Source organism: Streptomyces sp. NPDC002643 (assembly GCF_053592555.1).
In genome coordinates this window covers 140,591-165,240 of record NZ_JBSFVY010000023.1, presented here as the reverse complement: position 1 = coordinate 165,240, position 24,650 = coordinate 140,591, and the positions used below count along the sequence as shown (strand labels likewise).

The 24,650-nt window shown below is 69.5% G+C and carries 21 protein-coding genes and 1 pseudogene; 6 read left to right on the top strand and 16 right to left on the bottom strand.

All coding sequences use genetic code 11. The annotated features are described in order from the left end of the window. Positions 1-168: 168 nt before the first annotated feature. Genes ACWD4G_RS31020 through glyA form a run of 5 tightly spaced genes read right to left on the bottom strand, consistent with a single transcriptional unit; the run spans position 169 to position 6,454 of the window. Entirely contained in the window at positions 169-846 is a 678-nt protein-coding gene (locus ACWD4G_RS31020) for a sarcosine oxidase subunit gamma (protein ID WP_451299236.1), read from the bottom strand. Further along, the gene (locus ACWD4G_RS31015) at positions 836-3,655 is read right to left on the bottom strand and encodes a 2Fe-2S iron-sulfur cluster-binding protein (protein WP_451299234.1); all 2,820 of its coding nucleotides are present in this window, start codon (positions 3,653-3,655) and stop codon (positions 836-838) included. The genes ACWD4G_RS31020 and ACWD4G_RS31015 overlap by 11 nt, the downstream gene beginning before the upstream one ends. After that, positions 3,652-3,933 carry a sarcosine oxidase subunit delta gene (locus ACWD4G_RS31010; protein WP_451299232.1) on the bottom strand — a complete coding sequence of 94 codons (282 nt, stop codon included), beginning with the start codon at positions 3,931-3,933 and terminating at the stop codon, positions 3,652-3,654. Before ACWD4G_RS31010 ends, ACWD4G_RS31015 begins: the two co-directional genes overlap by 4 nt. A gap of 20 nt (positions 3,934-3,953) precedes the next feature. After that, positions 3,954-5,174: a sarcosine oxidase subunit beta family protein gene (locus ACWD4G_RS31005; RefSeq protein WP_451299230.1), complete on the bottom strand. Its 1,221-nt coding sequence runs from the start codon at positions 5,172-5,174 to the stop codon at positions 3,954-3,956. Continuing rightward, the gene (gene glyA, locus ACWD4G_RS31000) at positions 5,171-6,454 is read right to left on the bottom strand and encodes a serine hydroxymethyltransferase (RefSeq protein ID WP_451299228.1); all 1,284 of its coding nucleotides are present in this window, start codon (positions 6,452-6,454) and stop codon (positions 5,171-5,173) included. The genes ACWD4G_RS31005 and glyA overlap by 4 nt, the downstream gene beginning before the upstream one ends. A 218-nt stretch (positions 6,455-6,672) precedes the next feature. On the opposite strand from glyA, the gene ACWD4G_RS30995 reads away from it, so the two are divergent. Then, positions 6,673-7,323 (top strand): GntR family transcriptional regulator, encoded by a 651-nt coding sequence (locus ACWD4G_RS30995; RefSeq protein WP_451299226.1) that lies wholly within the window; start codon positions 6,673-6,675, stop codon positions 7,321-7,323. A gap of 74 nt (positions 7,324-7,397) precedes the next feature. Here ACWD4G_RS30995 and ACWD4G_RS30990 read toward each other — a convergent pair whose 3' ends face one another. Continuing rightward, a complete protein-coding gene (locus tag ACWD4G_RS30990; protein WP_451299224.1) occupies positions 7,398-8,261 on the bottom strand; it encodes a PaaX family transcriptional regulator in 864 nt (287 codons plus the stop codon). A gap of 188 nt (positions 8,262-8,449) precedes the next feature. On the opposite strand from ACWD4G_RS30990, the gene ACWD4G_RS30985 reads away from it, so the two are divergent. After that, positions 8,450-9,745 carry an acyl-CoA dehydrogenase family protein gene (locus ACWD4G_RS30985; protein WP_451299223.1) on the top strand — a complete coding sequence of 432 codons (1,296 nt, stop codon included), beginning with the start codon at positions 8,450-8,452 and terminating at the stop codon, positions 9,743-9,745. Here ACWD4G_RS30985 and ACWD4G_RS30980 read toward each other — a convergent pair. From ACWD4G_RS30980 to ACWD4G_RS30970, 3 genes and pseudogenes are all read right to left on the bottom strand, one after another. After that, positions 9,648-10,411, bottom strand: a pseudogene (locus ACWD4G_RS30980) (beta-galactosidase); the annotation flags it as partial. The gene ACWD4G_RS30985 and the pseudogene ACWD4G_RS30980 sit on opposite strands and share 98 nt — an antisense overlap. A 97-nt stretch (positions 10,412-10,508) precedes the next feature. Beyond that, a complete protein-coding gene (locus tag ACWD4G_RS30975) occupies positions 10,509-11,330 on the bottom strand; it encodes a carbohydrate ABC transporter permease (protein WP_451299221.1) in 822 nt (273 codons plus the stop codon). Beyond that, complete coding sequence (locus ACWD4G_RS30970; RefSeq protein WP_451299219.1) at positions 11,330-11,860, bottom strand: carbohydrate ABC transporter permease; 531 nt, start codon at positions 11,858-11,860, stop codon at positions 11,330-11,332. The genes ACWD4G_RS30975 and ACWD4G_RS30970 overlap by 1 nt, the downstream gene beginning before the upstream one ends. 92 nt (positions 11,861-11,952) lie before the next feature. Between ACWD4G_RS30970 and ACWD4G_RS30965 the strand changes: the two genes are divergently transcribed. The 3 genes from ACWD4G_RS30965 (at position 11,953) to ACWD4G_RS30955 (ending at position 14,714) form a co-directional block, all read left to right on the top strand. After that, entirely contained in the window at positions 11,953-12,150 is a 198-nt protein-coding gene (locus ACWD4G_RS30965; protein ID WP_451299217.1) for a substrate-binding domain-containing protein, read from the top strand. 60 nt (positions 12,151-12,210) lie between these two features. After that, positions 12,211-13,143: a glycosyl hydrolase gene (locus tag ACWD4G_RS30960; RefSeq protein ID WP_451299270.1), complete on the top strand. Its 933-nt coding sequence runs from the start codon at positions 12,211-12,213 to the stop codon at positions 13,141-13,143. Positions 13,144-13,601: 458 nt separating this feature from the next. Continuing rightward, positions 13,602-14,714, top strand: a complete 1,113-nt coding sequence (locus tag ACWD4G_RS30955; RefSeq protein ID WP_451299268.1) for a tyrosine-type recombinase/integrase — start codon at positions 13,602-13,604, stop codon at positions 14,712-14,714. A gap of 377 nt (positions 14,715-15,091) precedes the next feature. Here the strand turns inward: ACWD4G_RS30955 and ACWD4G_RS30950 are convergent, their stop codons facing one another. The 4 genes from ACWD4G_RS30950 to ACWD4G_RS30935 all read right to left on the bottom strand — a co-directional run bounded on the left by ACWD4G_RS30950 (position 15,092) and on the right by ACWD4G_RS30935 (position 20,090). After that, positions 15,092-15,439 carry a hypothetical protein gene (locus tag ACWD4G_RS30950; RefSeq protein ID WP_451299266.1) on the bottom strand — a complete coding sequence of 116 codons (348 nt, stop codon included), beginning with the start codon at positions 15,437-15,439 and terminating at the stop codon, positions 15,092-15,094. Between the two features lie 111 nt (positions 15,440-15,550). Continuing rightward, positions 15,551-16,966, bottom strand: a complete 1,416-nt coding sequence (locus ACWD4G_RS30945) for an alpha/beta hydrolase-fold protein (protein ID WP_451299215.1) — start codon at positions 16,964-16,966, stop codon at positions 15,551-15,553. A 12-nt stretch (positions 16,967-16,978) separates the two neighbouring features. Then, a complete protein-coding gene (locus ACWD4G_RS30940; RefSeq protein WP_451299213.1) occupies positions 16,979-18,697 on the bottom strand; it encodes a carboxylesterase/lipase family protein in 1,719 nt (572 codons plus the stop codon). 40 nt (positions 18,698-18,737) lie between these two features. Next, a complete protein-coding gene (locus ACWD4G_RS30935; RefSeq protein WP_451299211.1) occupies positions 18,738-20,090 on the bottom strand; it encodes an alpha/beta hydrolase-fold protein in 1,353 nt (450 codons plus the stop codon). Positions 20,091-20,296: 206 nt separating this feature from the next. Between ACWD4G_RS30935 and ACWD4G_RS30930 the strand changes: the two genes are divergently transcribed. Then, positions 20,297-21,469, top strand: coding sequence for a lactonase family protein (locus ACWD4G_RS30930; protein WP_451299209.1), 1,173 nt, complete (start codon positions 20,297-20,299; stop codon positions 21,467-21,469). Positions 21,470-21,476: 7 nt separating this feature from the next. On the opposite strand, the gene ACWD4G_RS30925 is transcribed toward ACWD4G_RS30930, so the two are convergent. Genes ACWD4G_RS30925 through ACWD4G_RS30915 form a run of 3 tightly spaced genes read right to left on the bottom strand, consistent with a single transcriptional unit; the run spans position 21,477 to position 24,637 of the window. Further along, the gene (locus ACWD4G_RS30925; RefSeq protein ID WP_451299207.1) at positions 21,477-22,745 is read right to left on the bottom strand and encodes a hypothetical protein; all 1,269 of its coding nucleotides are present in this window, start codon (positions 22,743-22,745) and stop codon (positions 21,477-21,479) included. Further along, on the bottom strand, positions 22,742-24,052 hold the full coding sequence (locus tag ACWD4G_RS30920) for a neutral/alkaline non-lysosomal ceramidase N-terminal domain-containing protein (RefSeq protein WP_451299205.1): 1,311 nt from the start codon (positions 24,050-24,052) through the stop codon (positions 22,742-22,744). The genes ACWD4G_RS30925 and ACWD4G_RS30920 overlap by 4 nt, the downstream gene beginning before the upstream one ends. An 18-nt stretch (positions 24,053-24,070) precedes the next feature. Next, positions 24,071-24,637 (bottom strand): carboxymuconolactone decarboxylase family protein, encoded by a 567-nt coding sequence (locus ACWD4G_RS30915; RefSeq protein ID WP_451299203.1) that lies wholly within the window; start codon positions 24,635-24,637, stop codon positions 24,071-24,073. Between the last annotated feature and the right edge of the window lie 13 nt (positions 24,638-24,650).

Here is a 24,650-nt window from a genome sequence, read left to right as displayed (position 1 = left end):
CACAACTGGTCCGAGAGGATCTGCATATAGGGCTTCAGCCGGTGTTTCCTCAGCACTCGACCACGTGGAGAGCGAGACCGCCACGCGCGGTCTCCTCGTACTTGTCCTGCATGTCCGCCCCGGTCATGTCGGCCCCGGTCTCCCGCATGCTCGATGCCGACGGTCCTTTCATCCGGTGCCTCCGCCGTACTCCGTGGCCGCGTCGACCAGCCACGCCGCCGTGTAGGGCGCGAAGGAGGAGCGGACGAGGAGCCATGCGCTGGAGGCCGCCTCGCCCCGGACGACCAGGGTGATCCCGGTCTGCGCGAGCAGGGTGGTGTAGCAGGCGCCGACGGGGGCCACGCGCGGGTCGAGGTCGAGGGCGCAGCCCTGGGCCAGGATCTCGCGGGTGAGGTGCCCCCGCAGGGACAGCACCGTGCGCTGCGCGGAGACATCGGTGACGGTGGCGAACTCCTCACCGATCGCGGACCTCAGCTGCTCGACCAGCGTGTCCCCGGTGTCCGCGGGCGCGACCAGCAGCCATTCGTCGGGCCCCAGCCACAGGGCCTTCACCTCACCGGACAGCTCCGCGCGCGAGGCGGACGGCAGCCGCACACCCAGCACCGACTCGACCGCCTTCGCCGCCGGGCTGTCCGGGGTCACCCGCAGGTTGAGCTGGGTGAGGTACGGCAGCTCCCGGACCTGGAAGCCGGCGGGCAGCCGCCCGAAGGCCTCCTGCCAGGCGCCGAGCGGGCTGAAACGGGAGGGTGGAGCGTCGGCGGAGCCGGGGAAGCCGGGGAAGCCGGGGAAGCCGGCGGAGCCCGGAGCGTCGGGGGTGCCGGGGGTGTTGGGGGCGTCAACCGTCACGGCGGCTTCCCTCCTTGTCGAAGACCACGGGGTCGGTCACGAGCACGGGCACGGTGCGGCCCTCCAACGGGATGTAGAGGGTCTCGCCGATGCGCCCGGTGCCCCCGCGCAGCAGGGCGAGGGCGAAGGTGCGCCGCAGGGCGTCGCTGCGGTAGCTGGAGGTCACGTGCCCGAGCATCGGAACCGGCGGCGCGGGCACCGTCTCGGTCGCGATGATCTGGGCGCCCTCCGGCAGCAGGGTGGACTCGTCCACCGGCAGCAGGCCCACCAGTTGCTTGCGGTCGGTGCGCTGGTTCTCGGCCCGGCTGAAGGACCGCTTGCCGACGAAGTCGTCCTTCTTCTTGGACACCACCCAGGACATACCGAGGTCCTGCGGGGTGACCGTGCCGTCGGTGTCCTGCCCGATGATCGGGTACGCCTTCTCCGCGCGCAGCACATGCATGGTCTCCGTGCCGTACGGGGTGATGCCGAACGGACCGCCCGCCGCGTACACGGCCTCCCACACCGAACGGGCGTACCAGGCGGGCACGTTGATCTCGTAGGCGAGTTCACCGGAGAAGCTGATCCGCGCCACCCGGGCGGGGACGCCCGCCACGACGGTGTCCTGCCAGGTCATGAAGCCGAAGGCGGCATTGCTCACGTCGAGCGCGGGCGCGACCAGGGCCAGCACGTCCCGCGAGCGGGGGCCGACCAGCGGGATCGTCGCCCAGTGCTCGGTGACGGACGTGAGGTGGACCCGCAGCTCGGGCCACTCCGTCTGGAGCCATTCCTCCATCCAGTCCAGCACCTTGGCGGCGTTGCCGGTGGTCGTCGTGACCAGGAACTCCTCGTCGGCGATGCGCAGCACCGTGCCGTCGTCGAGCGCCATGCCGTCGGCGCCGCATATCACGCCGTAACGGACCCGGCCGACCTTCAGGGTGCTCATCAGGTTGGTGTAGAGCCGGTCCAGCAGGACGCCGGAGTCGGGGCCCTGGACGCTGATCTTGCCGAGGGTGGAGCCGTCCATCATGGCGACGCCCTCACGGGCGGCCCGGCACTCCCGCAGTACGGCCTCGTCCATCGTCTCGCCGGCGACGGGGTAGTACCACGGCCGCTTCCACTGGCCCACGTTCTCGAAGAGGGCACCCCGCGAGACGTGCCACGGATGAAGGGCGGTGACCCGGACCGGGTCGAACAGCTCACCGCGGTTGCGACCCGCGAACGCGGCGAACGCCACGGGCAGCGCGGGTGGCCGGAGCTTGGGGGTTCCCAGCCCGGCGATGTCCACGCCCACCGCCTCGGCGATGATCCCGGAGGTGAGGACGCCCGAGGTGCGGCCCTGGTCGTGGGCGGTGCCGATGGTGGTGTACCGCTTGACGTGCTCCACCGAGGTCAGACCCGCCCCGGTGGCCCTCAGCACGTCCGCGACGGTCCCGTCACGCTGGAGGTCGACGAACTGGACATCGCCGTCGCCGGGGATGCGCCAGAGCACCGAGCCCGGTACACCGGCGGGCTCGGCGGCGACGGTCGGCAGCGGGATCGGCTGTGCGGACCTGCCGAGCGCCGACAGCGCCTGTACGGCAGCCTCGTTGCCGTCCGCCAGAACCCCGGCCGTCCCGAGAACCCCGCTCGCGGCACCCGCCGTACGCACCGCGTCCAGCGCCGCGACGGGCACGAAGGAGCCCAGGCCGGTGTCGTAGCGCAACGCGCCACGAGCCTGGCTGAACAGCGCCACCGCCGGGTTCCAGCCGCCCGACACCAGCAGCAGGTCGCAGCCGATCTCCTCGGAGCCGACCCGGACGCCGGTGATCCGCTCGGCGCCGGTCGTTCCGGTCACCACCTGCCCGGCCCGCACCTCGATACCGCGCGCGGCACACGCCTCACGCCAGTGCGCGGGCACGTTCTGGCGTACGTCGATCACCGCGCCGACGCGGGTACCGGCGTCGGCGAGTTCGATGGCCGCGCGGTAGGCGCTGTCGTTCGTGGTGAACACGGCGATCTCGCGGCCCGGAAGCACACCAAAGCGGTTGAGGTACGTACGGGCGGAGCCCGCCAGCATGACGCCGGGACGGTCGTTGTCGTCGAACGCGATGGGCCGCTCGTAGGCGCCGGTGGCGAACACGACCTGCTTGGCCCGGATGCGCCAGACGCGCTGACGGGAGACATGGGCGGGCGCGTCCGCGCCGAGGTGGTCGGTGCGCTTCTCCAGGGCGAGGACGAGACCGTCGTCGTAGTAGCCGATGGCGGTGGTGCGCTGGAGCAGACGGACATCGGCCGCCGCTGAGAGTTCGTCCCTGACGGCGGTGACCCAGGCGGCGGCGGGCGTGCCGTCCAGGAGTTCACGGGAGCCCGGCAACGAGCCCCCGGCGGACGGCAGTTCGTCGACCACCACGACCCGGACACCGGCCCGTGCGGCGGTCAGGGCGGCGGACAGACCGGCCGGCCCGGCGCCGACGACCAGCACGTCGCAGTGGGCGTGCATCGTGTCGTACCGGGCGGGGTCGGGCTCGGTGCTCAGTCGGCCCTGTCCGCGCAGGCCCCGGGCGACGAGGCCGTCGTACAGCTCCACGGTCGTGGCGGTGAGCATGGGCTCGGGGAAGGGGGCCTCGATCTGCACCAGGGCGTTGGGCTCCTCGACGCCCGCGGTCATGATGCCGCGCGGACGCCCGTACTTGATGCTCGTGGCCACGTGGTGGACCCCGTTGGCCAGCAGAGCCGAGGCCAGGGTGTCGCCCGGGTGGCCGGTGTACTCGGAGCCGTCAAAGGTGAACGACAGTGTCCTGGCACGGTCCACGGAGCCGAGGCCGTCGACACGGAACGGGTTGCTCATGCGCCGGCCTCCTGACCGTCGTCGCCCGGGCGGGAGGTCGCCAGGAACTGGTGGGTGGCGGTGTCGCGCACGGCGTTGAACCAGCGACGGCATCCGGCCGCGTGCATCCACCGCTCCGCGAACGGGCCCTTGGGGTTGTCGCGGAAGAAGACGTAGTGGGCCCACTGCTCGTCGTCGAGTTCGGCGGGCTTCGCGGGGTACGGGACATGTGCCTGTCCGCCGTAGTGGAACTCGGCTTCCTCGCGCTCGCCGCACCAGGGGCAGGTGATGAGTTGCATCGGGGGTCTCCTCGGACGCGTCAGTGTGCGACGGCGGCCGCGCCGTGCTCGTCGACCAGTGCGCCGGTGACGAACCTGGACAGGGTGAAGGGCGCGTTGTACGGGTGGGGCTCGCCCGTGGCGATGGTGTGGGCGTAGCACCAGCCGACACCGGGCGTGGCCTTGAAACCACCCGTTCCCCAGCCGCAGTTGAGGTAGAGGTTCTCGACCGGGGTGAGCCCGACGATGGGGGAGGCGTCCGGGGTGGTGTCGACGATGCCGGCCCAGGTGCGCAGCATGTGGGCGCGGGCGAACACCGGGAACAGCTCCAGGGCGGCGGCCATCTGGCGCTCGATGATGTGGAACGCGCCGCGCTGGCCGTAGCCGTTGTAGCTGTCGATGCCCGCGCCCATGACCAGCTCGCCCTTGTGCGCCTGGGAGACGTACACATGGACGGCGTTGGACATCACGACCGTCGGGTGCACCGGCTCAAGCAGTTCGGAGACCAGCGCCTGCAACGGGTGGCTCTGCAACGGCAGTCGCAGACCCACCATGGCGGCCAGCACGGAGGAGTGCCCCGCCCCCGCGAGCGCCACCTTCCCGGCGGCGATACGGCCACGGGTCGTCCGTACGCCCGTCACCCGGCCGTCCGTCACATCGATCCCCGTCACCTCGCAGTTCTGGATCAGATCGATGCCGTACGCGTCTGCCCGCCGCGCGTAGCCCCAGGCGACGTAGTCGTGCTTGGCGATGCCGGCGCGCGGCTGGTACGTGGCGCCGAGCACCGGATAGCGCACGTCGGGGGAGACGTTGACGATGGGGCAGACCTCGGCGACCTCGTCCGGCTCCAGCCACTCGGCGTCGATGCCGTTGAGCTGGTTGGCGTGGACGCGGCGCTTGCTGTCGCGGATGTCCTGGAGGGTGTGCGCGAGGTTCAGGACGCCGCGCTGGCTGAACAGGATGGGGTAGTCGAGGTCCTCTTCGAGGGTCTCCCACAGCTTCAGGGAGTGCTCGTAGATGTTCGCGCTCTCGTCCCACAGGTAGTTGGAGCGGATGATCGTGGTGTTGCGGGCCATGTTCCCGCCCGCGAGCCAGCCCTTCTCCAGGACGGCGATGTTGGTGATGCCGTGGTTCTTGGCCAGGTAGTAGGCGGTGGCCAGGCCGTGCCCGCCGCCACCGACGATCACCACGTCGTACGACGGCTCGGGGTCGGGGTTGCGCCAGAGGAAGTCCGGGTGGTCCGGGAGCGCCGTGCCGGTCATGCCGAGGCTCCGTTCAGCTGGGAGTACAGGGGGAACGCGGCGGCGAGCTTCGCGACCCGGCCGCGCAGCGACTCGGCCTGGTCGGCGGAGAGCTGCTCGGGCTTCAGCGTTTGGGCGATGATGTCGGCGACCTCGCGGAACTCGACGTCGCCGAAGCCGCGGGTGGCCAGGGCGGGGGTGCCGATGCGCAGCCCGGACGACACCATCGGCGGGCGCGGGTCGAACGGCACGGCATTGCGGTTGACGGTGATGCCGACCGAGTGCAGCCGGTCCTCGGCCTGTCGGCCGTCGAGGGCGCTGCCCCGCAGGTCCACCAGGACGAGGTGGACCTCCGTGCCCCCGGTGAGCACCGTGATGCCCGCCTCGGCGACGTCGTCGGCGAGCAGCCGCCCGGCGAGGATCTTCGCGCCCTTCAGCGTGCGCCGCTGCCGCTCGCGGAACTCCTCGCTCGCGGCCATCTTGAAGGCGACCGCCTTCGCGGCGATCACATGCTCCAGCGGACCGCCCTGCTGACCGGGGAACACCGCCGAGTTGATCTTCTTGGCCAGCTCGGCCCTGCTGAGGATCACCCCGCCTCGGGGACCGCCGAGGGTCTTGTGCGTGGTGGTCGTGACGACGTCGGCGTACGGCACCGGGCTCGGGTGGAGCCCGGCGGCCACGAGACCGGCGAAGTGCGCCATGTCCACCATCAGATAGGCGCCCACGCTGTCGGCGATCCGGCGGAAGGCGGCGAAGTCCAGCTGCCGGGGGTAGGCCGACCAGCCCGCCACGATCAGCTTGGGCCGGTGGGCGAGGGCGAGCTGTTCGACCTCGTCCATGTCGACGCGCAGGTCGGACTCGCGCACGTGGTACGGGACGACGTTGTAGAGCTTGCCGGAGTAGTTCAGCCGCATGCCATGGGTGAGGTGCCCGCCGTGCGCCAGGTCCAGGCCGAGGACCGTGTCACCGGGCTGGAGCAGGGCGAACATCGCGGCCGCGTTCGCCTGGGCACCGGAGTGGGGCTGGACGTTGGCCGCCTCGGCGCCGAACAGGGCGGTGATCCGGTCGATCGCCAACTGCTCGACCGTGTCGATGTGTTCGCAGCCGCCGTAGTAGCGCCTTCCGGGGTAGCCCTCGGCGTACTTGTTGGTCAGGACCGAGCCCTGGGCCTGCATCACCGCCGGCGGCGCGAAGTTCTCGCTCGCGATCATCTCCAGCGTCGACTGCTGGCGCGCGAGTTCCGCGTCGACCGCGGCGGCGACCTCCGGGTCGAACAGGGTCAGCGGCTGGGAGAGGCTCATGCGGTCCCCTTGGCGGACTAGAAGAATACGACTGGTATATCAGTTGTAGATGCACCTTGGGCGGGCCGTCAAGAGTCTCCCGCGCGGGCTTCCGGGGGCCGATGATCGGCCGGCCTGACGCCGAAGACGGGCGCACAGCCTCGCACCGCAGCTGGTATATCAATTGTTGCGCTACCGTACGTGGTGTTGGAGTCCCGGCACGGAGGGGTGTGCGCGCAATGCCGATCGCTGTGGCGGAGGAGCGGCTCTCCCTGGCCGAACGGGCCTATCAGGTGCTGTGCGACCGTTTGGTGACCCTGCGGATCGCGCCCGGTACACCCATCAACGACGAGCAGGTGGCGGCAGACCTGGGCATGGGGCGCACCCCGGTACGCGAAGCGCTCAAGCGTCTGGAAGCCGACCGGCTCGTGGTGGCCTTCCCCCGGCGCGGCACCTTCGCCTCCGAAGTGCAGATCACCGACCTGGGCCACCTCACCGAGGTACGCCTGCAACTGGAGCCCCTGGCGGCCGACTGCGCCGCGCGCAGGGCGAGCGCGCAGGACCGGGCCGTACTGACCGAACTGCTGGCGGAACTGGACGCGGCGGCCGGGGGAGAGGTCGGGGAGCTGATCGCGCTGGACCTCCGGCTGCACCGGGCGCTGTACACCGCCACGGCGAACCCGTACCTCCGTGACACGCTCGTACGCTACGACAACCTGGCCACGCGCATCTGGTGTCTGTTCCTGGACCGTCTGCCGGGGTTGGCCGGCCATGTGGGCGAGCACGGTCCGCTCGTGCGCGCCGTGCTGGCCGGAGACGGGGAGCACGCCGCGCACCTGGCCGCCGAACACGTGTCCGGCTTCGAGTCCACGATCCGCTCCCTGCTCTGACACCTGGCTTCGGCAGGGGCTGACGTCAGCGGACGAGCACCGAGTGCCCCACCAGCCAGGCCTACCAGCCAGGTCTAGACGCCTTTGAAGGGGTCTCCGACCACCGAGGCGACGTACGCGAAGGCCAAGGGCTCGAAGAGTTCCCGGAGTTCGTGGGCGAGTTCCTGGGCGCTCTCGCCGGGCCAGCCGCTCGGGAGGAGCTCTGCCGGAAGGCCCGGGTCCAGGTAGGGGAAGCGCATCCACTGCTCAAGGGCCAGGGTGTGGAGGGCGAAGGCGTCGCCGGGTTCGGCGACGCCGGCGGACTCCCTGACGGAGGTCAGCACCGGGGACCATGAGCGCACGTACTTGTCGTAGGAGGCGGCGAGTTCTTCGAGGTTCCAGGCGCGTCGGACGAGCGCGGCGGTGTCGCCGAGTCCCTCGTGGTGCGCGGTGAAGGCGTCGACGTACCGTTCCAGGCCGAGCCGGCGCACCCACTTCACGGCCGTGGGAAGGACGCGCGCCGGAGCGATCCACAGCCCGCTGTCGAGCTGGCCCATGCCGAGCCAGATAAGTCGTTTGCGCAGGGTGTACCGCTTCTCCCGCTCCGCTTCGGGGACCGAGAAGGAGACGACGGCCCAGCCGTCCTCCAGGCGGGCCGGTTTCAGCGGGGCGTAGACGACCTCGTCGCCCTCCTCGAAGATCAGCTGAGCTTTGGCGGTGGCGGCATAGCCGCGGACCGTGCCGCGCCGCTGCGGTACGAGCAGGTCGCGGCGCGTCATCCGGGTCACGGCCGATCGGGTCGCCTGGGCCGGTACGCCCAGCCGTTCCAGGAGCGTGATCAGGTCGGCCACCGAGGACCAGCCCCGCAGCAGCCGTGAGTAGCGCCCGTGGACGGCAAGGATCAGCAGTTGTGTGCTGTTCTTCGCGTCGTCCTGCGGCAGATCCACACGCGGCTTCATCCCTCGCCTCTCGTCCTGGCGGCCTTCGCGTCCCCCATTTTTCCTCCGGGACACCGCACTCCCCTCCGCGAGCCCCCTCCGCGCACCCCTCCACGATTCTATGTCGGGTCTGTTCCGGCCTAGCGAGATGCGACATACTCGGCCCCTGCGTCACAGCGCCCGACATCCGATCGAGGAGGCAACCGCGTATGAAGCGCGAGCTCTACGGCACCGACCACGAGGACTTCCGGGTCATGGCCCGGGCCTTCGTCGCCAGGGAGGTCACCCCGCACCTCGCCTCCTGGGAGGCCGCGGGCCAGGTCGATCGCACGCTCTTCCGGGCCGCGGGCGCCGCCGGACTGCTGGGGCTCGGAGTCGAAGAGGAGTACGGCGGCAGCGGCGTGGACGACTTCCGCTACCACGCGGTCCTCAACGAGGAGCTGTGCCGAGCCGGCGCCACCTCCGTCGTCATGAACATCAACGGCTTCATCGACCTGATCGCCCCCTACTTCCGCGAACTCGCCACCCCCGAGCAGAAGTCCCGCTGGCTGCCGGGGCTCGCCGACGGCAGCCTGGTCGCGGCCATCGCCATGACCGAGCCCGCGGCGGGCAGCGATCTGCGCGGGATACGTACGCGTGCCGACCGGACGGCGGACGGCTACGTGCTGAACGGCACGAAGACCTTCATCAGCAACGGAATCCTCGCCGACCTGGTGATCGTGGTCGCCCGCACCACCGTCACCCCCGACGACGGACAGGAGGGGCTCAGCCTCTTCGTGGTGGAGCACGGCATGCCCGGCTTCGAGCGCGGCCGCAAGCTCGACAAACTCGGCCTGTCCGCCCAGGACACCGCCGAACTGTCCTTCACCGATGTCCCCGTACCGGCCGCGAACCTGCTCGGCGAGGAAGGGCAGGGCATGACATACCTGAAGCGGAACCTGTCGCAGGAGCGCGTCAGCGTCACCGTGACCGCCGCCGCGACCATGCGGCGCGTCCTGGACGAGACCATCGCCCACACCCGGGACCGGATCGTCTTCGGACGCCCGCTGTCCGAACTCCAGGCGACCCGCTTCACCCTGGCCGAACTGGCGACCGAGACGGAGATCGCCCAGACCTTCACGGACCGCTGTGTCGCCGAACTGGCCGCCGGCCGTCTGACCGCCACCGAGGCGGCGATGGCCAAGTGGTGGGTCACCGAACGCCAGCAGCAACTCGTCTCACGCTGCCTCCAACTCCACGGCGGCTACGGCTATATGACGGAGTATCCGATCGCCAGGGACTTCGTCGACACCCGCGCCGCCACCCTGTTCGCCGGCACCACCGAGATCATGAAGGAGATCATCGGCAGGTCATCAGGAACCAGGGCCCGCCCGCCGGCGACCGTACGAGATCGCTGCTCATGGCGATCTCGATCTCCGGCTCGGGGTCGGTGGACATCGCGTGGTGGTCGTTCGACACCACGTCCAGCTCCGGCGCCCAGCGCCAGTAGTCCTGGGCGTCGGTGATCGCCATGAAGTTGGTGGTGACCGGGATCGACGGGGTCGCCGCGCGCAGCACGTCCCGTTCCGCCCGGTACAGCGACAGCGACTCGTCCGAGCAGAAGCGGTGCCAGTCGAGGAGCTGGGTGGGGTTCGGGCCCGCGCCGGTCGCACGCGGGGGCAGGATCTCCTCCCAGTCGGAGTAGCGCTGGCTCCAGAAGGCGGTGCCCCAGGCGTGGTCGAGCGCTACCAGGTCGTCGCCGTACCGCGTCCGCAGCCAGTGGCGGAACGCCGCCGCGCTCTCGTCGCAGTAGCAGGCGTTGTTGTGGCAGCCGTACTCGTTGTGGACGTGCCACATCGCCACCGCCGGGTGGTCCTGGTAGCGCCGCGCCAGTTCCTCCGTGATGCGCAGGGCCGCCTCGCGGTAGCGGGGCTCGACGGGCAGAACGTCTGGCGGCTGCCGTACGACATGCGCCGGCCGTCCTTGTCGACCGGCAGCGCCTCCGGGTGCTCGCGGAAGAACCAGACCGGGGGTGCGGCGGTCGGCGTCGCCAGGTCGGCGGCGATGCCGTGGTCGTGGAGGAGACCCAGGACCCGGTCCAGCAGGGAGAAGTCGTACGCGCCCCGCGACGGTTCCAGCAGGGCCCAGGAGAAGATGCCGACGCTGACGATATTCACGTCGGCCTCGCGCATCAGGCGCATGTCCTCGGCCCAGACCTCCTCGGGCCACTGTTCGGGGTTGTAGTCGGCGCCGTAGGCGATGCCGGGGACGGAGAGGGAAGGGTTCTGGTCATTTGAGTCCCGAGGTTGCGGTGCTGGTGACGAAGCCGCGCTGGAGGATCAGGAAGAGCGCGAGCACGGGCACGATGTACATCACCGAGCCCGCCGCGACGAGGTGGTAGAGCCCGGTGCCGTGTTCGTTGACATAGCCGGTGGCGATCTTGACGGAGAGCGTGGTGCGGTCGTCGTCCAGGAGCAGGGCGGGCGCGATGTAGTCGCCCCAGCTCCAGCTGAAGGAGAGGATCAGGCTGGTGGCGATGACGGGCCAGGACTGGGGCAGAAAGATCCGCCAGAAGATACGGACCTGGCCGCAGCCGTCGATGATCGCGGCCTCCTCCAGTTCCTTGGGCATGTTGGTGAAGAACTGCCGGAAGAGGAAGATCAGATACGGGGCGCCGGCCAGCCCCCACAGCACCCACGGGATGTAGGTGTTGACGAGGTCGGCCCTGGCGAACAGCAGATACGTCGGGATGAGGGTGATGATCTGCGGGGTCATCATCGTCGACAGCACGAGGCCGAAGACGAGCCGCTTGCCGGGCGCTTCGAGGCGGGCGAAGCCGTAGCCGGCCCAGGCCGAGGCCAGGGTGATCAGGCCCGCGTAGAGGGAGGCGATCACCAGGGAGTTGCGGGCGTAGCCGAGATAGTCGAAGAGGGTCAGGGCCTGCGAGAAGTTGCTGAAGGACGGGTCGTGCGGCCACCAGTGGATGGGGACGGCGCGCAGTTCTGACTGCGCCTTGAACGCGGTGATCAGCAGCCATCCGAAGGGGCTCAGGAACAGCACGACGGCCGCGATCAGCAGCATGTAGACGACTTTGCGTCGGGCGATGACCATCACTTGCCCCCGATCGTCCGGGACTTGGACTGGCCCTGCTCGGGGTCGACCGAGTAGAAGACCACGCCCCTGCTCAGCCGGAAGACGAGCAGGGTGACGAGCATGATGATCGCGAAGAGCACCCACAGCATGGCCGAGGCATAGCCGTAGCGGCCGTTCGCGAAGTACTGGGAGAAGACGTCGATCATGATCAGGTAGTTGCTCTCGGGTACGGCTCCCACGCCCTTGGGGCTGGGGTCGAGCGAGATGAGCAGCGGGACGAAGGTCTGCAGCGTGGCGATGAGCTGGGTGACCACCTGGAAGAACAGCACGGGGGAGAGGAGGGGCAGCACGATCCGGGTGAAGGACTGCCACTGGCTCGCCCCGTCCACCCGTGCCGCGTCGAGGAGTTCCCGGGGGACGTCCTGGAGCCCCGCCAGCGAGATGATCATGACGTGTCCGCAGCCCCACACGGTCAGCATGATCAGCACATAGTGGGCGTTGGGGTCCGCGAGCCAGGCGATGCCGTTGACCCCGAAGAGGTCCAGCACGCCGTTGGCCGATCCCGAGTCACGGTCGAAGATCAGCTTGAAGGTGAGGGCGGCACCGACCGGCGGGACGACCGGCCGGCAGATGGATCAAGGTGCGGAACAGCCCCCTGCCGTGGATCTGCTGGTTCTTCATCCCCTCGCTCTCCACGGTCGACCCGGACCACGACGGCATGGCCGAGCGCGCGGTCGACCTGCTGATCAGGCGCATCGAGCAGACCGACCCGGCGACCGAGCACGAGGAGTCCGTCGGAGACTTCTCGCTGGTGATCCGCGAGTCGACGGGCGGCTGAGCCCACCGCGAGTCGCGGGCCCGCCTTCATCCACGCACCAGGGAGTCCTCCGTGCACCTCATGGCCAACGCCCCGCTCTTCCGTGACCCGGTGTACGACGGCGCCGCCGACCCGGTCGCCGTCTTCAACCGGCAGGCGGGCGAATGGTGGCTGGTCTACACCAACCGCCGCACCACCGCCCCCTGCCCCGGCGTCGCGTGGGTGCACGGCACCGACCTCGGCGTGGCGGCCTCCGCTGACGGCGGCCGCACCTGGACCTACCGGGGAACCCTCACCGGCCTGGACACCGAGGCGGGCAGAAACACCTTCTGGGCACCGGAGATCATCTGGCATGACGGACTCCACCACATGTACGTCAGCTACCTCCGCGGCGTACCGCACTCCTGGTCCGGCCCCGCCCGTATCCGCCACTACACCAGCCCCGACCTGTCGTCCTGGACCCACCACGGCGAACTGGACCTCGGCTCCGACCGGGTCATCGACGCGTGCGTGTACCCGCTGCCGCGCGGAGGCTGGCGGATGTGGTTCAAGGACGAAACCCGGGGCTCCCACACCTACGCCGCCGACAGCCCCGACCTGTACCACTGGCGGCCGATCGGACTGGCGGTCGGCCGCCGCCCGCACGAGGGCCCCAACGTCTTCGAACTCGGCGGCCACTACTGGATGCTCGTCGACGAATGGCGCGGCCAGGGCGTGCTCCGCTCCGACGACCTGACCACCTGGGAACACCGGGGACTCATCCTCGACCGGCCGGGCAGCCGCCCCGACGACGGCACCATCGGCCTCCACGCCGACGTGGTGGTGCAGGGGGACAAGGCGTACATCTTCTACTTCACCCACCCGGGCCGCACCAATGGCCCGGCCGAGGACGAGGACACCGCCGCCACCCGCCGTTCCTCACTCCAGGTCACCACCGCCCGGGTCGTCGACGGCGACCTGCACTGCGACCGCGACGAGCCCGTACGGATCGCCCTGGCTCCCACACCCGACTGACGCACCGGGCCTGGCCCGGGAAGGGCCGGCCGCGCGTTGCGGCGACGCATGTGGCCGAGCCCTGCTGTGTGGCGAGCGTCACGAGAGTCTTCGGGAGCCGTTGCGTACGCTGATCACGGCCGTTCGAGAGAGGCACCCCGGGGCGCGAGGACGACCCCGAGTGCCCCTCCCGACGTCTGATACACCAACAGAACAGCCCTTGACCTGCAAGAACGCAGGCAGGGAGCCTAGTTGTGGGAGTCCCGATGTTCCGTACCATGTTCAAGTCCAAGATCTAACGCTTGGTCATTCCCGCAGGTCAGAGGCATGATTGCCGGGCTGAGGTCAGCAAACAGTCAGCATCGGACGTGGCTGCGTCCTGGCGTTGCTGACCTCTGGGCCGGGGAGTGACCCGGCCAGGGTCGCCCCTAGCTCCATCCCGGAAGGTTTGATTCGTGCCCCGACAGCTCGCCCGCGGCATGGGGTCCTTCTTCAAGGACTGCGACTGTGCCAAGCCGACCCGTTGCCCGCACCCGTACACGATTCGGTTCAGGGACGCCCTGGGCACGCAGCGCGAGGAGGGCGGCTACACCACACAGGACGACGCGATCGAACGCCTTACGCAGCTCTACGCGGAGAAGAAGCGGACGGCACCATCCGTTGCCGAGGCTCGCCGAGAACTCGGTCAGCAGACGGTCGAGGAATACGCGAAGCAGTGGCGGCCCCGGCAGCGCAAGATGACTGAGTATTCCACCGGCGAGCACGTTGACAGCTCGATCAATGTGCACATCGTTCCCCGGCTCGGATCGCGGAAGCTGAACTCTGTCACGCCGATCGTGGTCGAGTGCTTTTTGGACGAACTGGAGAGCGACGGGGTTGGTCGCGGAAACCAGGTGAACATATTCCGCACCCTGAAGGCGATCCTGAGAGACGCCTATGGCAAGGGAGCCATGGCGGATGACCCTGTGAAGGGAATCCAAGAACCGGAATACGTCCGGCAGAAGGTGGTCATCCCGTCCCTCGCCTACGTGAAGAAGGCGCTGGCCGTCGCCGATGAGTATCTTGCGCTCGAGATCGTCATGATGGTGGGTTGTGGGCTGCGAAACGGCGAGGCCAGGGCGGTGAACGTCAACAATGTCGTGGCGGACGACATCTACCGGGTGCACGAACAGATCCACTCCAATACGCACAAGCCGGCGAAGCTGAAGCACCGCAACGCAGGTGAGTTCAGGGAGGTTCCGCTGCCGCGTTCGGTACGGGAAGCGATGGAGCGATACGAGGAGAAGCATGGGACCACGACGGAGGGTTACTTGCTGCGTGGTCCCAGTGGGTACTACACGGAGCCGATGGAACGCCGACGAGTGCAGAAGCTATCCAAGGACCTTCCCGCGGAGGACGGTGTCGGGATGTACGGCTTCCGGCACTACTTTGCCTCGAACGCGCTCGGCCACGGGATACCGATCACAGATGTGGCGGAATGGATGGGCCACAAGTCCATCGAGGAGACGTATCGCACCTACCGGCATCTGATGCCTGGGAGCATCACCAAGGCGGCCCGCATTCTGGATGCCGGCCTTTGGGAGGCGGCTTGAGTCGATCTATACCACCAGCAGATTCTTCGTCTGCTGGTGGTACACACCTTCCGTACCGCTGAGCTGCAGAAACTGCGTCGACTGAGGCGCGTGGTGGCCCGATGGTCCGGGAATGGCCCGGATCGTGGCCCGAGGTCCGACGCGGCGGACTCAGTTCTACGGCGGTGACATGAGGTCGCATCAGCCAGTGTCGCCGTCGCCGAACAGCCTTCCGTTCGGCCTTGAGGCCAGCTGTGACGGATTGGGGGCGCCGGGGCGGTGTGGTGTCACCTCTCCTTGTGTGTCCTGGTTGCGGCGTGCGCGGCAGAACGCGCTGGGTTCCGGGCTGGGCATCGGCGCGTGGTGTCGTGCCGGAGTTGGCGGGCAGTTTCGTGTGATCACCGTGCCGGCCGTAGCAGCGCGCCCGTCCAGCAGGCGTTGCGGCGACGCGCGTAGTGGGCCAGGTCGGCTGTGGCCTGCTCCCTGGGCTCGGCGATGGCGGAACGCACAGCTTCGATGTCGTCGGCGTCGACGTTCTGGACATTGACCATCAGCTCGTCCCTGATGGTCGCCGGCTTGCCCGGGGGTTCGGTGGTGTAGGCATGCACCGCCTCGAATGCGGCCTCGATGAGGGAGAACAGTCGAAGCCAGCGAGGTGGTGTGAGCCGTTGACCGCAGAAGAGGCAGGTCCGGATGCCCCGCTGCGCGGGCGCAGCCTCCATCCCGCTCGCCGCCACCAACCGCATCAACACCCGAAGGCTGACGGGCCCGTATCGACAAAGATGTCGGTTGCTCGGACCTGGAGTTCGGGCAGCGGTGGCGCGGCTGCGACATGCGACCGCCAGTACAGGGCGAAGTCAGTCACCCCAGGCGGCGGGGGCGGTGGCCGGTGGGAAGAAGGCCACGCGTGTGAGGAAGTCCTTGAGGAGGACGCGCCACACGTACCACTCGTGTCCGCCGTCGAGGAACGCGGTCTGTACGTGGATACCGGCGGCGGTGAGATCCCGCACCGCGCGGAAGGGGCCCCGGTGGAGTGTCGAATACCCGGCGTTGATGGGGTCTTGCCACCCGCAGCCGATGTAGACGGAGACCTTCCGCATGGCTGCGATCTGCGTGTCGCCGAGGACCGTGCCCGGTGGCAGGCCGGCGCTCATGATCCCGTAGTAGCCGAACCGCTCCGTGTTGTTCAGCAGCAGGTAGGACGTGCGCATGCCACCGGCCGACAGTCCGGAGTAGGCCCTGTCGGCTGCAGACGTCGAGACGTTGTAGTGCGCCTCGACCCAGGGGATCACCCGCTCGATGAGGTCGGTGCGGTGGAGCAGCTGGCCGTCCTGCGAGTTCGCGTAGCCCGTCGCGTTGGGCATGACGACGACCATCGGCTGGATCTCGCCCCTGTTGATCAGGTTGTCGAGGATGTCGGCCACGTTGCCCTGGGTGTTCCAGCCCATCTCGTTCTCGCCGCCGCCGTGGCTGAGGTAGAGGGTCGGACAGGGCTTCTGCCGCTTCGGGTGGTAACCAGGCGGCGTGTACACCACCAGGTAGTTCTTGTCGGCAGGGGACACATGCCCGGGGGAGTCGTACGTGATGTGGCCGAGCTTCCCGCGCGCGCCTGTGCTGGGTCCTTGCCAGGAGACGTCGACCCCGCCGAATCCGGGGTCGGAGGGGACGTACACCTGACTTCTGTCCACGGCCGTCCCGTGGACGACTCCGTTGACCACGTTCCAGGCCGGATTGCCGGGGTCGGGCAGTTGCCCGGTCTCCGTCGCGTCCGTGGCGTCGGTGTCCACGAAGAATCCGTAGGTGTACACGCCGCCCGGCAGGGGAGTGGTCCAGGTCCACACGCCGTCGCGGCCCTTGGCCATGTCGGTGACGGGCCAGATGGGGCTCGTGGTGTTGGGGTGGGAGGCGGGTACGTCGCCGGGCTGCCACTGGGGCGGCAGCAGTCCCTGCGTCGGCACCGTGTAGTCGGGTCCGGTGAGGCGCTGCGGCAGTTCGGACGGGCGCTCGAAATACCATTCGCCCTTGATCTGGACACGAGTCGCGGCCGGCGCGTAATAGCGGAAGGTCACTTCGTACCCGGTGGGGCTCTTGCCGGTGTGCCTGACGACGGGGCCCAGGGCGGCCGGGTTCCCGCCTCCCGAGGTGCGCTCCGAGTCTCCGTCGTCCCGCTCGCGGGTCGATGCCCTCGCTGCTTGGCCGGTTGACACGATGCTGGATGCGGCGCCGATGCCGACGGCCATGGCGCGGGCCGCCGCACGTCTGGTCAGTGACATGAGGAGTTCCTCCTACCAGGCTTCCTGGGTCGCGAAGTACCGCTTCCAGAAGTCGAGTTTCTCGGGGGACGCCACCCGTATCGGCCCGTAACGTTCGCCGATCTCCATCACGGTCGGGGATGCGGGACTGTATGCGGGCCACCGGGGCAGACCGCGGCCGTTCGGGTTGCCGGTGGTGATGTAGTTGGCCAGGTAGGAGGACAGGGTGTCGGCGATCTCGCGGTCCTGGTCGGTCCACGCCTGGGTGCTCGGGTAGAGGTTGCCGAAGAAGTAGACGATCTCGGAGCCGTGGTAGGCGCCCCGGATGTCGTGGTCGGGGCCCGGCGGGCGGTGCGTCCAGAAGTACGTGTAGACGGGCCGGTCGGCGCCCTTGGTCCACTCGGTACCCCACAGGTACGTGGAGACCCGGGAGTTGTCGCGGATCGCGTCGTTGCTGGCGAGGGCGGCCTCGTCGTCCGTACTCGCCGGGTAGAGCCGTAGAAACTCTTCGGCCATCGTGCCGAACTTCCGCTGCGCGGCGGTGACGTAGTCGTCGAGGGTGACGTGGACGGGCGGGGCGCCGGGGCGGTTGGGGTAGCCCGCCTCGCGCCAGTAGTCGAAGGCGGTCTCGGGTACGGCCCCGCTCTCGTCGAGGTTGTTGCCGGCCAGGTACCAGACGTCGTTCTGGGCCCGCGCTTCGTAGGTCGCCCGGTAGCCGGCCGGGAGCAGCCAGCCGTCGACGACGGGCCGGAAGAGGGGCGGTTTCGCGACGGACTTCGTGTCGACCGTCTCGTCCTTGAGTGAGGCGCCGTCCGTGAAGTCCTGCCAGGGCAGGGCGCGTAGCTCGGCGAGGGTGGTTGCGCCCTTCGTCACGCCGTAGGCGGGTCCCTGCTGAAGTGCGGTGTCCATCCTCCTCAACGACACGCCCAGGTAGCGCAGTTCGGGATCGCTCGGGCAGCGGACCTGGCTCTCGGCGAGGGAGCGTTGGAAGAGCCCGGTGGCGAGCGGGGACATGGACAGCATGTTCGTGGAGCCGGCGCCGGCCGACTGGCCGCCCACCGTGACACGGTGCGGATCCCCGCCGAACGCGGCGATGTTGCGCCGCACCCACTTCAGGGCCGCGATCTGGTCCAGCAGACCGTAGTTGCCCGAGACGCCCTGGCGGGACTCCGTGCTCAGTTCGGGTGTGGCGAGGAAACCCAGCGCGCCCAGGCGGTAGTTGAAGGTCACCACGACGACGCCCTTGGCGGCCAGGACCGAGCCGTCGAAGGCCGGGTCCGAGCCGGTTCCCCCGGAGAACCCGCCGCCGTAGATCCACACGTACACCGGGCGCCGTTCCCCGCTTCTCCCGGCGCCGGTCCAGATGTTGAGGTTGAGGCAGTCCTCGCTCATGGTGAGGGTGCCGGACGCCTGCGGGGGTGCGTCGCCGAAGGTGTCGGCCTTGCGGACGCCCGTCCAGGTCGGCGCGGGCTGCGGCGGCCGCCAGCGGTTCTTCCCGGCGGTGGAGGCCGCGTACGGAATCCCCTTGAAGACAGTGACACCGGATACCGCGCCGGGCACACCGGTGACGAGGCCGGACGCGGTCCGCACCGGTCTGCCGCCGAGCGGTTGCGCCGCCGACGAGGGTTGCGCCGCGACGGTGTCGAGGACGACGGCGCCCGCGGCGATGCCCGCGGCACGGCCGAGGAAGTCCCGTCGGCGCAGGGTCGGGTCAGCGGGACGGGGGGCGTGACTGTCTTCTGGCACGGTCATACGTCTCCTGATCACTGAGTGGGGGCTGCGGGGCGGCTGTTCACCCCGTCGTGGGAGGGAAGAAGGCGGTCCCGGCGAGGAAGTCCCTGAGGTTGATACGCCATGCGAACCAGTTGTGGCCGCCGTTGACGAAGCCGGGCGTGACCGGGACGCCGAGGCCGGTCAGGAGGGAGACCTCGCCGGAGTGGTAGTTGTGGCTCGGGTCCTGCCAGCCGCCGCCGACGTAGACGCGGGCCTGCTTGAGCGCGGCGACCTGGGCGCTGGTGACGGACGATGCGGCGGGCAGCGTGTAGTTGCCGCGCCGGCCGGGGGCGAAGACGCCGTACGAGCCGAACTCGGCGGTGTGCCCGAAGAGGAGGGAGTTGGTCAGGGACGCCCCGTAGCCGAGACCGGCGGCTGCGCGATCCGGGGCGGCGGTGGAGACGTGGTAGTGCGACTCCACGTATGGGATGAGCGTGTCGGTGAGGTTCTGGTCGAAGGACGCGTAGCCGGTGGAGTCGGGGAAGCCGGCCGTGTTGGGCATGACGACGACCATCGGCGGGATCTGGCCGGTGGCGATGAGATTGTCGAGGATGCGGCCCGCGTCGCCCTGCGTGCTCCAGTCCATCTCGGTGGCGTCGCCGCTGAAGAGATAGAGCGTGGGATACGGCTTTACCCGGCCCGAGTCGTAGCCCGGCGGGGTGTAGACGGACAGGTAGTTCTCGCCGGGCGGGGTGACCGAGGTCGGGGCCGGATACGTGACGTGGGTGAGCGTCCCGTGCGTGCCGGTCGGACTCGGGCCCTGCCAGGCGTAGTCGACCGTCCCGAACGACGGGTCGGACGGCACGTACACCTGGCTGGTGCGCTCGGTGGTCCCGGAGACCTTGCCGCCCTTCTCGTTCCACGGCGCGTTGGCCGGGTCGGAGACGGCGGTGCAGGTGGCCTGGGTGGCGTCGGCGCAGTCGACGTAGAAGGAGTACGTGAACACCCCGGACGGCAGCGGCGTGCTGTACGTCCACACGCCGTCGCGGCCCTTCTTCATGTCGGTCACGGGCCAGTTGGCGGCGGGGGAGTTGGGGTACGCGATCGGGATGTCGCCGGGCTGCCAGTCGGCGGGCGGCGTGCCGGGCGTTTCGAGGGCGGTGCCGTCGTCGGTGGTGAGCGCGGACAGCTCGTAGGGGTCGGCGAAGTACCACTCGCCCTTGATCTGCACGCGGTCGGCGTCGGGGTCCTGGTAGCGGAAGGTGACCTGGTAGCCGGTGGGGCCGGTGCCGGTGTGGACGACCTGAGGCGAGAAGCGGTGCTTGCCGGTGGACGGGGCGCTGCTGCCGCCGGCGGTGAGGAAAAGGGCGGCCGTCAGGGCCGCGAGGATCCGAAGAACCAGTGTTCCGCGGTGCGTTGTGGGGTGCGACATGGCGACCGGTCTCCCAGCTCACTTGGCCGACGCATCAGTGGGGCTTGTGCGAGTGACGGTGCGTACGAGAACGTAACCGGGCAGCAATATTGTGAGCAATATGCGTGACAAAAGTTCCTACAACTCTTGAAGCGGCTCGGGGTGCGGGTGGGCGTCGATCCTTCAGTCGTCGAGGTATGACGCCCAGAGACGGAGAGATTCGCTCGATGAGCAACGACTCAGGATCCGGGACACCGTCCCGCAGAACGCTGTTGGCCGCCGTGGCGGGGCTGCCGCTGTTATCCGCCTCGCCCGCCGAGGCCGTTCCGGGTGGGGCTGCGCCTGGCGGGGCGGTCGATCTCCTCCATGTCGGCAGCTGGACCCTCGGCCAGGTGCACGCGCTGAGGTTCGATCCGTCCGACGCGTCCCTGACTTTGGTCGGGCCCGTGGCGCAGGCCGGCTCGAACTGGATGGTGGCCCATCCGAGGAAGGCGGTCCTGTACGCCACCGGTGGTGAGTCCGGTGGGACCGTCCGAGCCTTCCGCGTCGACAAGTTCTCCGGCGCGCTGGAGCAGTTCGGCGAGATCGCGACACAGGCGACACCGGCGGGCGGCGGACTGTCGTACCTGGGAGTGGACGTCCGGTCGAAGACGCTTCTGGCGGCGGACTTCGCGGCCGGCACCGTCGTCTCCGTGCCGATCGGCGGGGACGGCGGGCTCGGCGCCGTGGTGTCGCGGGTGCAGGACACCGGTTCCGGCCCCCATCCGCGGCAGACGGGGCCGCACGCCCACCACGTGGTCATCGACCCGAGCGGGAGGTTCGCGCTGGTCCCGGATCTCGGTGCCGACCGGGTCTTCGTCTACCGTTTCGACCGGGCCACGCAGACCCTGTCCGACGGCCCGAGCGCCTACGCGACGGCGCCGGGGTCGGGGCCACGGCGCGTGGTCTTCCACCCGAGCGGCAGGATCGTCTACCTCTTGAACGAGCTGACCGCCGACATCCAGGCTTTGGGCTGGAGCCCCGCTGATGGCGTCCTGACCCATCTCCAGAGCCTGTCGACCAACGTGCCCGAACACACCGGCACCACGAGCGCCGCCGAACTGGCCATCAGTCGCGACGGCCGTTTCGTCTACACCTCCAACCGCGGCGAGAACACCCTGGTCGTCTTCTCGGCGGATCGCAGGACGGGCCTGCTCACGTTGGTGCAGCGCATCCCCTGCGCGGGACTCACCCCGTGGAGTTTCTCCTTCCACCCCAGCGGGAAATGGCTGTTCGTCGCGAACCAGGCCAGCAGCACGGTGAACCTCTTCGCCGTCGACCCACGGTCGGGCCAACTCACGGACACCGGCATGTCCGTGCCCGTACCGAGGCCCGCCTGCATCACTTTCAGTCACCACTGAGCCTCCGTCAGAGCGAGCGCAGCAACTCGGAGATCCGTTCGGCGACCGTCTCGGCCGCGCCCCTGGCATACCGGGAGTTCATGGCCTCGTAGGTGATCCGGTCGTAACTTCCGTCATCCGCCATGTATTTGGCGGCACCGTTCGTCATGGTGACGACACAGGTGGCGGGGAACGGTGAAGCGGCCCTGATGTCCAGTCCGGTCCGGGCATTCAACTCCGCCTGCACACAGGCGAGAACGGTGTCACCGACGCGCGCGACGACGACCGGGGCCTCGGTGTCACCGTCCGGGGTGAAGCCGTACTCCTTGGTCGGGTGAAGGGCGTGCAGGCCCGCCGGGGGAACCTGGGCGGGGACCTTCACCCGGTCGTGGAGCACGCGCAGGGGTGGGACGGCGGCGGTGGTGCGGATCCGTCCGGCTACCCGCACCGCCTCGTCGGCGAGCCGTTCGCCGAGCAGTTCCACCAGCGCGAATCCGTCTTCGTGGATGTCGGTGCGGAGCAGTTCGCCGTCGTCGCCCACTGTGGTGCGTACGGCGGTCAGGTACGGGGCCTGGTCGCCGGCCGCGCCGATCAGGAACAGCGCCACCGTGCCATCGCCGTAACGTCGTTCGATCCGTGCCGCGGTCGCGCCCGCCAGATCGGCGGTGATCCGGCGTTCACCCGACCGGGTCACCGATCCGTTCATCACCGAGGGCTGGACGGCGTGGTTCACGAGGATCGCGACCGGCCGGCCGTCGGGACGGTCGATCCGCAGCACGCCCACGCCGTCGTCGGTCGGTCCGGCGTCGTCGGCGCCGAGCCACCAGCCGTGCGGCGTGGGCATGTCCCGCTGGACACCCACACGACAGATACCACGGCCGAAGCCGGTCCGGGTCGGTCCCTGCGTCCGTACGGCATCGTGCGCGGCCCGCGCCACCGCAGTGTCGACGGCGGCGGCGAGCAGCTCGTTCTTCTCCCGCTCGGCCTCGGGCACACGGTCGGGCGGCAGGACGTGCGGGGCGGAGAACGTGTGGCTCGCCACGATCAGACAGCGCTCCGGCTCCACCCCACACGTCTGCCGGAGGATCTCCCGCGTCCGGGCGAGCTGGTCGTCGAAGATCGAGGTCTGGTCGATCACCGCGATCACGAGCGGGGCCTCGCCGTCGTCCAGGACGAGTACCCGTACGTGGAGTGGGTCGTGGACGGAGTCGAAGCCGTCGACGGGGAGGAGGGAGAACGGCAGATCCACGGCGGCTTTCCCGGCGCCGGCGGTGAAGGTGCGCCCGGTCGCGGTCACCGTACCGCCCCCTGAAGCAGCCGGAGCTGACGGGTGATCATGTCCGACACGCCCTCCACGATGGCGGTCTCGGCGTGGCCGCGCGCGATGGGGCAGCCGTTGACCGAGTGGACGGGCCGGTCGAAGCGTGCGTCGTCGGGCAGGTAGCCGATCCGGTCGTTGGCGATGGAGATCAGCAGCGTGCGGGCCAGCGGCGAACGGTCCGCCAGACGCCGGTAGATGTCGGTGACGACCTCGCCGGACACGCCGGCCAGGGCCACGTCGCCGAGGGTGATGAGCGCGAGGCGCAGCGGGACGGTGTCGACGAGTTCCTGCCGCATCGTCGACATGACGTCCTGCCCCTCCTTCACCGGGCAGGGCACCGTGCGCTGTTCCGCGCCGATCCGCACGGCGGAGGCGAGCCCGGTGAGGCCGGCCGCCACGCGCAGCACCTCCGCGCCGACGATCAGACCCTGGGCGTCCATCGCCGCGTAGGCGCGGGCCTTCTGCCGCTCGGTGGGCGCGATACCGAACGGGAGCCCGAGGTCCACGCGGGGCGCCTGGTCGCCGAGCGGGCCGGGGGTCCACAGGGCGACCGCGTCGCCGTGGTGGTCGTCGCCCTCGATGTGCTCCTCGATGTAACGGCAGGCGGCACCGGCCAGATCGCCGCTGATCTCCCCCGAGCCGAACACCACTGTCGAGTGCACCGCGTAGTTGACCACCACGGCGATCGGATAGCCGTCCAGGGTCTCGAACTTCAGCACCCAGACGGTCTTGTCCGACGGCCCCTCGGGGTTGTGCCCGAGGGTCCATCTGCCGTCGGCGTACTGCTCCCGGTTGACGTTGACGTCGGCGGTGCCGGTTCCCACGCCGAAGCGGGCGGGGCGGGCATCGGCGCGGGCCTTGTGGATGGCGGCGACGACACGGTCGTAGACGACCTCCGTGTACGCGAACGACTCCGGGCCCCCCGCGTGGGCGAGCGCCCCGGGGGAGACGTCCGCGATCCGGGGGGCGTTGTGGGTGTGGGTCGCGGTGACGACGACGTGGTCGGCGGGGATACCGAGCTCGCGCTGGATCCGCTCGCGGAGCGGGGTGATGTCGCCGGCCTCGATGAGGTCCAGAGAGACCAGGGCCGTCTCCGTATCCCCGTCGCTCAGGTACAGCGCGCGTAGAAAGAGGGGGTCGTGCACGCCGGTGAACTCACCGGGCATGGGGTGCAGGTTGGTGAGGTCGTCCGGGGTGATCTCGGCCTTCACGGCACCGGCGCGCAGGTGGGGGGCCGGGCGGTCGACGGCGTCCGGAGGGAGTTGTGGGTACTCCGTGGGCAAGGGTTTCTCCGAAGGGGGTCAGGGGTGGAGCCGCTGGAAGCCGCGGACGTCCGGGAAGGGCGGTTCGCGGTCGGGGCGCAGGTCCACCTGGAAGGTGTTGAGGATCAGGGCCAGGGTCGTGAAGGTGCCGAGTGAGATGACCAGGTCGACGAGGGCGGGTTCGCCCAACTCCTTGAGCGTGGCCGCGTACGTGTCGTCGTCGACGAAGTGCTCCAGCAGCGCCTGTCGCGCGAACCGGTGCACAAGCTCCTCGTCGGACCGCGCGAACCGGGGTTCCGCGCCGTGCGCCAGCCGCTCCAGTGCAGCCCGGTCCACGCCGGCCTCAACTGCCTTGTCGACGTGGGTGATCCACGAGTGCTGCGCGTCGAAACAGCGCGCGGCGACGAGCAGGGCCAGTTCGCGCAGCCGCTCGGGGAGCCGGGACTCGCGCGAGCAGTAGGTGCTCAGCTCTTCCATCAGAGCTCCCGGACGGGGGCTGCGCAGCAGCGCGCCGAAGGGACCGTGGACCCCGCCGCGGCGAGCCGTGAAGTCCGCTTCGAGCTGGGCCTGTTCCTCGGTGAGGTCGTGCAGGGGTGTCAGGCGCATGGATGCCTTCCGA